Source organism: Halobacillus sp. (assembly GCF_049282395.1).
Classification (GTDB): Bacteria; Bacillota; Bacilli; order Bacillales; family Halobacillaceae; genus Halobacillus.
The window spans coordinates 1-10,382 of the sequence record NZ_JBAPTY010000194.1; the positions used below are offsets into that span (position 1 = coordinate 1).

General features: G+C 44.4%; 5 protein-coding genes. 4 read left to right on the top strand and 1 reads right to left on the bottom strand.

Features of this window, described 5'->3' with window-relative positions; all coding sequences use genetic code 11:
- The first annotated feature begins 72 nt into the window (after positions 1 to 72).
- Positions 73 to 1,359 (top strand): RNA polymerase factor sigma-54, encoded by a 1,287-nt coding sequence (gene rpoN / locus WAM07_RS08765; protein ID WP_422166100.1) that lies wholly within the window; start codon positions 73 to 75, stop codon positions 1,357 to 1,359.
- Positions 1,360 to 1,472: 113 nt separating this feature from the next.
- A complete protein-coding gene (locus WAM07_RS08770; protein WP_422166101.1) occupies positions 1,473 to 2,309 on the top strand; it encodes a YihY/virulence factor BrkB family protein in 837 nt (278 codons plus the stop codon).
- 653 nt (positions 2,310 to 2,962) lie between these two features.
- On the opposite strand, the gene WAM07_RS08775 is transcribed toward WAM07_RS08770, so the two are convergent.
- Positions 2,963 to 4,021, bottom strand: a complete 1,059-nt coding sequence (locus WAM07_RS08775) for a P1 family peptidase (protein ID WP_422166102.1) — start codon at positions 4,019 to 4,021, stop codon at positions 2,963 to 2,965.
- A gap of 370 nt (positions 4,022 to 4,391) precedes the next feature.
- On the opposite strand from WAM07_RS08775, the gene gltB reads away from it, so the two are divergent.
- Together gltB and WAM07_RS08785 are read left to right on the top strand one after the other, a co-directional pair.
- On the top strand, positions 4,392 to 8,972 hold the full coding sequence (gene gltB / locus WAM07_RS08780; RefSeq protein WP_422166103.1) for a glutamate synthase large subunit: 4,581 nt from the start codon (positions 4,392 to 4,394) through the stop codon (positions 8,970 to 8,972).
- Between the two features lie 19 nt (positions 8,973 to 8,991).
- The coding region (locus WAM07_RS08785) for a glutamate synthase subunit beta (RefSeq protein WP_422166105.1) at positions 8,992 to 10,382 on the top strand (1,391 nt) is incomplete at its 3' end.

Genomic DNA, 10,382 nt, shown 5'->3' on the forward strand with positions numbered 1-10,382 from the left:
TTGTATTTTCCTGCAATATAAAAGAAAGACTTAAATAATTGAAAGCGTTATCATATCGAGGAGGATATTGGTGTGAACCTTAATCTGACCCAGACTCAGACCGTAGGATTAGTAATGACCCCGGAGATACGTCAAGCCATTTCCTTACTGCAGTACTCTACAACCGATTTGTGGGAATATTTAGAGGAGCAGACTTTAGAAAACCCCGTTCTTACCATAGATGAAGTACCGGCAGCCCCTAACAACACAGGTGGTAAAATTAATAAAACCATGTCTTCTAACCCGGTGGAATACTTTGCTGCCCACGAAAAAGGGTGGAGAGAAACACTGGTAGATCAAGTTAATTGGCTGGAGGTAGAAGAAGATTTAAAAGAAATCAGCCGTTTCTTACTGCTCAATTTAGATGAACAAGGATATCTTCGAATATCAATCGAAGAAATTACAGACCATCTTTCCTTTTCGAAGGAGAAAATAGAGCAGTCTCTTAACCTTATCAAGGAGTTAGAACCCTGTGGTTTAGGGTGCTTTACGATGCAGGAATATCTTCTGTACCAATTAAATAAGAAGTACCCCGAAGACCAGTGGCTGTATGATGTCGTTTCCAATCATCTGAACGACCTGGCTGAGAGGCGGTGGAGCAAGGTCGCGAAGCAAGCTGGCGTTTCTACCGGACGGATCCAGAGTGTTTTTGCTGTACTAAAAACGCTGCGGCCCCATCCATTAACAGGAATTTTTGGAGAGACAACCTCCTATTTAACTCCGGATTTAATGGTAAAGAAAGAGCTGGGAGTTTATAAACTGACCTATATTCCGTCAGTCGCTTCTTCTGTCAGAATGGATCCTTCTATTGCGGATTTATCCGTTGGCTCCCCTCAGGCTCAACCATATGTAGATAATTGTTATAAACAAGCATCCTGGCTGATCAGAAGTTTGGAGCAAAGAAAGGAAACCATCCTGAAAGTGGCAGAAGTCATCATTGAAAAGCAGACTCCTTTTCTAGAGGGCGGATCTCTACGTCCCATGACACTTAGGGAAGTCGCAGAGAAAATTAACATGCACGAGTCAACCGTGAGCCGTGCCGTAGCTAATAAAGCGATTCAAACTCCAAGAGGCGTGTACGAGCTTAAATTTTTCTTTAGTTCTGCGCTTAGCAAAGATCAAGAAGAGACTGTATCGGCAAGTCACGTCAAATTAATCATAAAAGGTCTTATTGATGAAGAAGATAAAAATCGGCCGGTGTCTGATCAGAAACTGGCTGATCAACTTAAAAACGCCAGCGAGATCACGATTTCCAGGCGAACCGTGGCTAAATACCGAGAAGCGATGGGAATTCTGTCTTCTTCCAAAAGGAAAGAATAAGTCCTTCTTCTAATCTTCCATTTTTCCCCTAACCCAGAATTTATAAGGTTAATAATCTTCCAGAAAGGGGAAAGGATACTAAAAGGATGGTTAGACAGGAGGATTATTTTTTTATGAAAAAGTTAGTCAGTTACGTAAAAGAACTCGTCCATGAGTTTCAAAAAGATAATATTCCGATATTGGGTGCTGCCCAGGCTTATTATTACCTGCTCGCCATTGTCCCTATGATTATATTGCTGCTCTCGATTCTTCCTTATATGAACATAGAAGCAGAAACCGCCATTAATGCTCTTGGTAAGGTTATTCCTAGTGACACGGCAGAAGTATTTCGTGAAAATATTATCAGTATTGTCGAGCAGCCTAAAGGCGGACTCTTAACAATTGGTATCCTCGGTACGTTGTGGTCGGCGTCCAATGGAGTGAACGCATTCATCCAGTCAGCTAACCAGGCTTACAACGTCGATGAAACTCGTTCTTTTATTAAAGTAAGGTTGTTATCCATCGTATTAACACTTGGCATGATTTTGGCTATTGTAGTGGCACTCGTGCTTCCTGTTTTCGGCGATGTGTTAATCAACTTTATGAATAATACATTTAACTTACCAAGCGAGACGGTTATTATCTTTCAATTATTGAGATGGGTTATTAGTGTATTAGTTATTGGAGCAATTCTAATGGCTTTATATCATTTCGCCCCAAACAAAAACATACCATTTAAGCATATTCTTCCTGGAGCCATTATTACGGCTGCTTTATGGCAGATCATCTCTCTGGCATTTTCTTTCTATGTTAGTAATTTCGCCAACTATTCAGCTACGTATGGAAGTCTCGGAGGTATCATTATTTTAATGCTGTGGTTCTTCTTAACCGGTATTATCTTAATGGTCGGTGCTGAAATCAATGTGATTTATCACCGTCGTCGTGATGATCGCAACCGCAAGGCCGCATAAACAGAAAAGACCAGTCCACCAAGAGGAACTGGTCTTTTTTATTGGTCTTGTTAAATCTAAGGTTGATAGTTCGTAAGAAGCTTATTAAACAATAGGGCCGGTTACTGTTAGACTCAGTTTCGAGATATGGAGTGGAGAAGGAGGCTCCAGGGAACGACTCGCTTTCCGTGGGCATGTGGTGAGCTTCCTCAGGCTTCGCCTTCCGGGATCTCACCGATCATGTTCATCCCACAGGAGTCTTCGCCGTTCCCTTCCGCCCCTTTGCGATCATGGAGCGCTCGAAATTCTCTGAATAAACACCTTCCAATGAACAAGGATCATCTATAATCCACCTTGAGTTTTAATGTTTGTTTACGTGTAGGAACCCTGTTATAGAAGCATTTGAGGCTGATGCAGTATGGCTCCTGTTTCCTATAGCAGGGTCCGTTCACTAGATATCGTTGGGGTGGCGGAGGAAACGACGAGACTCCCGCGGGAGAAGGAGCTAGACGAGACCCCACAAGGAGTGTTAACGACTGAGGAGGCTTGCCAGTTCCCCCGCAGGAAAGCGAGTTGTTTCCGTAGCCGCCCTCATCTATTGTTTGCAACGGACCCCAACTATCTCGAAACTGAGTCTTCAAGTAATGGGAGCTTATCTTTAGTACTGCACGGTTTTATAATAGTGAGACTGGATACTTTTCGAGTAAGGACCTCAGAGCCTGTGCCTTGTTACCGTCCCTGCCAGTGACGGAATCTGCTGTAATCAGGGAGTTCAGGACGGCTTCCTCAGTCGCTTCACTTACAGCACGAAAGGCTTCATCTATGTCCCCTTCGTGAATGGTCTGAAAAGAAAGGAGGGGCGTGTCTGATTTATATGGGATTTTAGCAGCGGTCGAGAAACCAATCACGACATCTCCGCTTCCAGTCGTAATCAGGGATCCTGTGCGTGAGAGACCGGTGACCGAACGTTTAAGAATACGATTTAATTGCCTTTCAGAAATAGGAAGATCTGTAGCCACAACCACCATCACAGAACCTTTGTCGGCCTCATTTGAAACTTCGACATGCCGGCTCAACTGTTCACCTACAGGCTTGCCATTCACTAGCAAATCACCCATACGTCCAAAGTTAGTGAGAACGAGAACCCCGATCGTATAGGTGCCGTGATGGAGTTCAACCCGGCGGGAAGAAGAACCCACACCTCCTTTTAACGAATAACAAACCATGCCTCTTCCTGCTCCCACACTTCCTTCTGGAAATTCGGAGGATGCTTCTTCCAACGCATGGACCACATGCTTCTTTTCTATGGATAGGGCTCTAATATCATTTAAAATCATGTCATTGCATTCTCCCACCACAGGATTCACACTTCCTTTCGATCTTCCGATTTCGGGGTTGTCCTGCAGCATGTATTCAATCAATGCCTCTGAGGCCGTCCCGATACCTAATGTATTAGTCAGAAGAATCGGAGTTTCCAGGGTACCTAATTCATTCATTTGAACCGTTCCCATCGTTTTTCCGAACCCGTTGATAATGTGGTTGGATGCTATTAATTTTTCTTTAAAAATATTCCCATCATGCGGCAGGATGGCTGTAACTCCTGTTTGAGTACTTCCTTCACTTAACGTGCAATGTCCTACCCGGACTCCTTCTACATCCGTGATGGCGTTACGTTTTCCCGTACTTAGTTTTCCTATATCAATTCCAAAGTCTCTTATTCTCAGCTGGCTCATTGTAACTTCTCCTTTCTCTTTTTACTGCTTTCGAAAAAACATCGTGAAACTCCTTTATTTTTTAAAGTGTATATTCATCCGGTGGAAGGTGTATATATACAAAATTCTTCTTCAAAAAGGCTGATGATCGTAAAAAAATTAAGAAAATTTTTCAAAAAAAACATAGTTTTATGATTGCGCTTACACTATCTAAATGAATGTGTTCAAGCGTATTTTGCATTGTTTCCTTTCTGTGAAAATATACGCAAATACTGTCACGAAAGCGTGAATCATCTAATTTTTCATGATATACTTGTAAGAAACTAAAAAGACAGAATTTTTTAATTTCTACTTTTGACCTACAAGAATAAGTCCGCTAGGGGGAATGAATATGCAAAAAAACGGCTACCCTGTACCGCAGGGCCTTTATCATCCTGAGAATGAACATGAAGCTTGTGGCATAGGCATGATTGCGAATATTGATGGAACGAAAAGTCACAGCATTGTTGAAAATGCGATCACTATACTTTGTAATTTGGAACACCGGGGAGGACAATCCGCTGATATTAGTACTGGTGATGGAGCGGGAATTCTAACCCAGATCCCTCATTACTTCTTTAAAAAACAGTGTGAGAAAGAAGATATAGAACTACCGGAACCGGGAGAGTATGGAATTGGGATGTTCTTCCTTCCAGAAGATCACGATACTCGAATGGAATGCAAACGAATCTTTGAAAGAATTGTGGAAGAGGAAGGACAAACCTTCTTAGGCTGGCGTACCGTACCAATCAATGATTCATTTGTTGGGGACGACGCTAAGAAAACGAAACCATTCATCCGCCAGGGCTTTGTTGCGCCTTCAGAAAATATCGAGACGCAAATGGATCTGGAGCGCCGCTTGTACATTATTAGAAAGCGTGCGGAAATCGAGATCGCTGGTAAAGAGGGCTATGACGATTTCTATATGAGCAGTCTCTCTTCCAATACGATTGTTTATAAAGGGATGCTGATTCCAGAACAGCTGGATTCCTTTTATATAGACTTGAACCACCCCGACTTTAAAACGGCTCTGGCTTTAGTCCATTCCCGTTTCAGTACGAATACATTCCCGAGTTGGAAACGTTCACACCCGAACCGTTTTACCATTCATAACGGGGAATTTAATACATTAAGAGGTAACGTTAACTGGATGAGAGCACGTCAGAAGCTTTGCAGTTCTGAGTATTTCAGTGAAGAGGACCTCCAGAAGATTCTGCCGATCATTGACTCAGAGGGCAGTGACTCTTCTATGTTTGATAATGCTTTTGAATTTCTTTATTTATCAGGACGCTCCCTTGCTCATACAGCCATGATGATGGTTCCTGAGCCATGGGCAAATGACGATACCATCCATGAAGATAAAAAGAGCTTTTATGAATACCATAGTACGTTAATGGAGCCATGGGACGGCCCTGCAGCCCTTGCTTACACCAATGGAAAGCAAATTGGTGCTTGTTTGGACCGGAATGGTTTAAGACCGGCAAGGTACTACGTCACAAAAGACGGAATGATTGTGCTTGGTTCAGAGGTAGGGGCTCTGGATATCTTTGCGGACGATATTTTGTATAAAGATCGTCTCCACCCAGGGAAGATGCTTCTCGTGGACTTAGAAGAAGGCAAAATTATTCCGGATGAAGAAATCAAACTCCAAACTGCTAGAGAACATCCTTATCAGGAATGGATTGACAACCATAAGTATGATTTGGAAGATTTACCGGAACCAACGGAAGAACACCGTCCAGTAAACCCATTGATCGATCAGCAGCTCGCTTTTGGATATACAACAGAAGAACTAAATAAAATTATTGTTCCTTTGGTATCCAGTCAGAAGGATCCTGTAGGTTCTATGGGATATGACTCACCGCTTGCTGTTCTATCTAAAAAACCACAGCTTTTATACAGCTATTTTAAACAGTTGTTTGCACAGGTGACGAACCCGCCGATTGACGCCATTCGTGAAAAATTAATTACAATGGTAGAAACCACGATCGGAGCTGAAGGGAATTTAGTAGAGCCAAAACCGGACAGCTGTCGTCAGATCAGGCTGGAAACTCCCGTTTTAACGAACCGTCAACTGGAACAGCTGCGTCAGCAGTCATTAAAAGGATTCGAAACCCGCACGCTATCTATTTTATTTGAAGCAAAAGAAAATAAGATGGAGCAGGCCCTGGATCGTTTGTTTGAAGAGGCCGATCAAGCCGTAGAAGAAGGGACGACTCTCCTCATCCTGTCTGACAGAGGCGTTAATGAAGGAGAAGCCGCTATTCCTGCTCTTTTAGCTGTGTCCGGTCTTCACCATCACTTGATCCGTCAAGGGACGAGAACGAAAGTCAGTCTGTTGATCGAATCAGGGGAACCTAGAGAAGTTCACCACCATGCCGCTTTATTAGGCTATGGAGCTGAAGGGATCAACCCATATTTAGCCTATGACACGATCCGCGACCTTGTAGACCGCGGTGATATACAGGTAGACTCCTATGAAGCTGCGGTACAAACATACGTTAAATCCGCAACAGACGGAATTATTAAAGTCCTTTCGAAAATGGGCATATCCACGATTCAAAGTTACCGTGGTGCTCAAATTTTCGAAGCGGTCGGTATCCAGAAGGATGTCGTTGATAAATACTTCACGCGTACAGCCTCCCGTCTTGGCGGAATTGGCCTGGATATTATCGAAAAAGAAGTATTAATGAGACATGAGAAAGCTTATACAGAAAACCGTGGAGGCAACCGTAAGTTAGAAGCGGGGGATGAATTCCAGTACCGTGAGAACGGAGAGGATCATCAGTATAACCCGCAAACGATCGCTACACTCCAACACGCGTGTCGTTCCAATGATTATAATCTTTTCAAACAATACTCTGAAATGCTGACAGATGAGAAGAATAATCTGCAGTCACTGCGAGGGTTGTTATCCTTTAAGAAGCGCCCATCGGTGCCAATTGAAGAAGTTGAATCGGTCGAAGATATTTGCAGCCGTTTTAAAACAGGTGCCATGTCATATGGTTCGATCAGCCAGGAGGCGCATGAGGCATTAGCGATTGCTATGAACCGTGTCGGCGGAAGCAGTAACACAGGAGAGGGCGGAGAAGATCCGGATCGTTTTACTCCTGATGAAAACGGTGATACCCGCCGAAGCTCCATTAAGCAGGTAGCTTCTGGACGTTTCGGAGTAACGAGCCACTATTTAGTTAATGCGGATGAAATACAGATTAAGATTGCTCAAGGTGCAAAACCCGGAGAAGGCGGACACCTTCCTGGTACCAAGGTATATCCGTGGATTGCAGAAGTACGCGGATCTACCCCTGGAGTTGAGTTAATATCTCCTCCGCCGCACCATGACATCTATTCAATCGAAGACCTTGCAGAATTGATCTACAACTTGAAGAACGCGAACCCTAGAGCACGCGTAAGTGTAAAACTAGTATCAGCCGTCGGCGTTGGTACGATCGCAGCCGGTGTAGCTAAAGGACGAGCAGATCTAGTCTTAATCAGCGGCTATGATGGGGGTACGGGAGCGGCTCCAAGAACAAGTATTAAGCATACTGGTCTGCCTTGGGAAATCGGTCTTGCTGAAACGCACCAGACCCTTGTACTCGACCGTCTTCGTGACCGAATTGTCGTGGAAACGGACGGAAAAATGATGACAGGGCGCGATGTAGTCGTTGCGACCTTGCTTGGAGCTGAAGAATATGGCTTCTCTACAGCCCCGCTTGTCGTATTAGGCTGCGTCATGATGCGTGTATGCCACCTGAACACTTGTCCAGTAGGAGTAGCGACACAGGATCCTGAGCTCCGGAAGAAATTCACGGGTGAAGCGGATCACTTGGAAAACTTCATGCGTTTTATTGCACAGGAAGCAAGAGAATTAATGGCGGAGCTTGGTTTCCGTACGATTAATGAAATGATCGGTCGTACAGATGTGCTGCAGGCGAACGAAGCGATTGACCACTGGAAAGCCAAAGGTGTCGACTTATCGGCCCTTCTTTATCAGCCTGTTGTACCTGATAATTATGGACGCTATGCGATTAGAAAACAGGACCACGGTCTTGAGAAAACACTAGACGTGGAAGAACTGATTCCACTTTGTAAAAAAGCGATTGAAACAGGTGAGCCTGTGGAAGGAACAGGTTCCATTCGAAATATTCACAGGGTTACCGGAACCATATTGGGAAGTGAAATCACCCGCAAATATGGAGCGGAAGGTCTTCCGGAAGACACAATCCGTCTCACCTTTAAGGGGTCAGCAGGCCAGAGCTTCGGTGCTTTTATCCCGAAAGGAATGACGCTTAGACTCGTCGGGGATGCCAATGATTACGTCGGAAAAGGACTGTCCGGAGGTAAAATTATTGTCCACCCTTCTCCTAGGTCCACTTTCGTACCAGAAGAAAATACGATTATCGGGAACGTCTCATTCTATGGAGCTTCTGGTGGAGAAGCCTACATTAATGGACTTGCAGGTGAGCGTTTCTGCGTACGTAATAGTGGAGCAGAAGTGGTCGTTGAAGGAGTAGGAGATCACGCATGTGAGTACATGACAGGTGGAAAAGTGGTCGTTCTTGGGGGAACGGGCCGCAATTTCGCCGCCGGAATGTCTGGCGGAGTCGCTTACGTGCTGGACGAAACCGAAGAAGTTTTTGAGACAAAATGCAACCATGAACTTGTTCATACTCAAAAACTGACAGACTCTAAGGAAATTAAAGAACTCTATGAAATGATCGAGAAGCATATGACTTATACCAATAGCACAAATGCCCAGCGAATTCTGAATAATTGGGATGCCTTCGTTTCCAAGTTTGTGCGTGTCATACCGGCGGATTATCTTGCTATGCAGGAACGTATCCAGAGTTTAAGAGAAGAAGGCATGGAGAAATTTGATGCTGAAATGACAGCATTTGAAGAAAGTAATAAGCCAGTAGAAACAGTAAAATAACAACAGAGGGGGAGATCTGATGGGAAAGTCTACTGGATTCATGGAATATGAGCGTCAGTCGATACCTGAGCGTGATCCGGCAACTAGAACGAAAGATTGGGAAGATTATACTTTACCCATGTCAGACGAGGAAGCACAAAAACAAGGGGCGCGCTGCATGGATTGCGGCGTACCTACTTGTCATTCAGGGATGGAAGTTAAAGGCATGACCACCGGTTGTCCCGTTTATCATTTAATTCCTGAATGGAACGATCTCGTCTACAGAGGGCAGTGGAAAGAAGCTTTAAAGAAAGAACACGAAATGAACAACTTTCCTGAATTTACGGGATTTGCCTGCCCGGCTCCATGTGAAGGGGCCTGTGTGCTAGGTATAAATGAACCACCTGTAGCTATTCGATCCGTCGAGCGTTCCATTATTGAGAAAGGGTTTGCTGAAGGCTGGGTCGTACCTGAGCCGCCAGAGAAGCGTACAGGAAGAAGCGTTGCTGTAGTAGGATCTGGACCTGCAGGACTGGCCGCAGCTGCCCAGCTTAACAAAGCTGGACATTGGGTTACCGTATTTGAACGAAGTGACCGCGTAGGCGGATTACTAACGTACGGTATTCCAGAAATGAAGCTTCCTTATGAAATTGTGGAGCGAAGAGTGAATATCCTGAAAGAGGAAGGAATTCGTTTTCAAACGAACACCGAAGTAGGAAGAGACTACCCGGTATCCCGTCTTAATGAAGAGTATGATTCCGTAATCCTTTGTGGCGGAGCAACCACTCCAAGGAACCTGGAAGTGGATGGCCGCGGGTTGAAAGGCATTCATTATGCTATGGACTTCCTCTATGCAAATACAAAGAGTCTGCTGGATTCAAACCACGAAGATAAAAATTACATTAGTGCGAAAGACAAAAATGTGATCGTTATCGGTGGTGGCGATACAGGGACAGACTGTATCTCTACTTCCCTCAGACATGAATGCAAGACATTGACCCAATTTGATATTTACGATAAAAAAGGGTCAGAACGTGATAACGAAGTAAACCCATGGCCTCAATATCCGATTACTCATACAGTAGGTTATGGACAAAAAGAAGCGGAAGCCAAATTCGGTGACGATCCGCGTGCTTATGCCGTAATGACTAAGAAATTCGTCGGGGATGAGAATAATAGAATTAAAGAGGTTCACACCATCGATGTGGCTTTGTCCTTTGACGATGACGGCAATAAAGTAAGGACAGAAATACCTGGCACAGAAAAAGTCTGGCCAGCCGATCTTGTTTTGCTTGCCATTGGATTCAGTGGTCCAGAACAGGACTTAATTGAGAAGCTTGGAATTGAAACTACGGTTAGAACGAACGTAGCTGCCCAGTATGGTAAGTACACGACCAACGTGGAAGGTGTATTTGCCGCCGGTGATATGCG

Excerpts from the sequence above, each read along its gene's own strand:
- WAM07_RS08770 (WP_422166101.1), top strand. The coding sequence starts at position 1,473 with ATGAAAAAGTTAGTCAGTTACGTAAAAGAACTCGTCCATGAGTTTCAA.
- gltB (WP_422166103.1), top strand. The coding sequence starts at position 4,392 with ATGCAAAAAAACGGCTACCCTGTACCGCAGGGCCTTTATCATCCTGAG.
- WAM07_RS08775 (WP_422166102.1), bottom strand. The coding sequence starts at position 4,021 with ATGAGCCAGCTGAGAATAAGAGACTTTGGAATTGATATAGGAAAACTA.